Consider the following 1,655-nt stretch of genomic DNA (forward strand, 5'->3'; position numbering starts at 1 on the left):
CGTCAGACTGTCTCAATACTTAAAGATAGCTTTACCTCGCAAGGTTCGATATTCCTTATCTTTAAGTATGGAGTATCAACAGAAACAATCCCGTACCCAGCTTACCCTCTACACCACTTGTCTGGACGATATGATCGGCGAGGAAAATTCGGCACGCACCATTGACCGTTTTGTGGACGGTCTGGACCTACAGACCTTAGGGTTTGGGCCCATGGCATCGCAAGGGCGTCCGCCCTATGACCCCGCTGATCTCTTGAAGCTTTACATCTATGGGTATTTGAACCGGATACGTTCGTCTAGAAATTTAGAGCTGGAGTGTGCCCGCAACATCGAACTGATGTGGCTGCTAGGCAACCTAAAACCCGACCATAATACTATTGCCCGTTTTAGAAAGGACAATTCCAAGGCGATAAAACGGGTGTTCCGAGCCACGGTGTCCATTGCCAGGAACCACGAGCTGATCGGTGCGACCCTCATTGCCGGGGATTCCACCAAACTCAGGGCGCAGAACAGCAAAAAGAACAACTTCAACCTGAAGAAGGTCGCACGCCACATTGAATACATCGATAAAAAGCTCGAGGAGCACCAACAGGAGCTGGCCGAGGCGGACGGTGACCGAAAGGAGGATATCCGTAAGCTGGCAAAGAACAGGGAACGGCAACGGGAAAGGTATGTACGCATCCAAAAGGAACTGCGTGACGATACCTCCACGGAAAACCCACAGATCTCCAGCAGTGATCCGGACAGCCGACACCAGATCGTGAGGGGCTCCATCACGGAAGTCTGTTATACGGCACAGACATCGGTGGATGCCGACCATAAGCTCCTGATCGATTACAAGATCACCAACCAAAACGACAAAAAGGCCATGGGCGGTATGCTCAGAAGGGCAAAGGCCATTTTGGGCACCAATACCTTTACCGCCCTATATGACAAAGGCTACCATACCGGAAGCGAGTTCAAGGTGGCGAGCGATCTTGGCATCGACACCCTGGTGGCCGTGCCCGGTATCGGCCGTGCCAGCCAAGCACCGGATCCGGCATATAACGCCGAACATTTTAACTTCGACCCACAACGGGACAGCTATCGCTGCCCACAGGGCCATGAGCTTACCAGTAACGGAAACTGGTACAGGGCACGCAACTATCGGTTCAAACAATACAAGACGAAAGCGTGCAAAAATTGTCCGGTCCGAAACCGATGCACATCGGCAAAGCAAAACGGCAAGATCCTACAACGCAGTGAGTTCTCCGGATTCATCGAACGCAACGCCCGTAGGGTAGCGGAACGACCAGATGTTTACAAAAAACGACAGGCCTTGGTCGAACATCCCTTCGGCACCATAAAAAGGCAATGGGGCTTTGACCACATCATCACCAAAAAGGGAATCCCTGCGGCCAGTGCAGACTTTGGGCTTATTGCATTAGCGTATAATTTAAAAAGACTTATCAAATTAGGTTGGAAGCCCGAAACCAGGGAAAAACACCGAAATAACATCCTTAAAATGTTCCTTTTCTTCCTTGTGAGACCGAAATATGCGCTCTTGGACCCTATATCCCTATTTATGAAAATCCAACCTTCTTTCAGGCCGATATCCATTGTACCACAAATTGCTTAAATTTATTCAAAATCAAAGGTGGTTTTGAGACAGACTG

The 1,655-nt window shown here is 49.7% G+C and carries 1 protein-coding gene; it reads left to right on the forward strand.

The window, feature by feature from the left end; translation table 11 throughout:
* Window positions 1-67: 67 nt before the first annotated feature.
* A complete protein-coding gene (locus tag B4Q04_RS22340; protein WP_088698186.1) occupies window positions 68-1,618 on the forward strand; it encodes an IS1182 family transposase in 1,551 nt (516 codons plus the stop codon).
* The last annotated feature ends 37 nt before the right edge of the window (window positions 1,619-1,655 follow it).

Source organism: Zobellia sp. OII3, from assembly GCF_002211465.1.
Lineage (GTDB): Bacteria > Bacteroidota > Bacteroidia > Flavobacteriales > Flavobacteriaceae > Zobellia > Zobellia galactanivorans.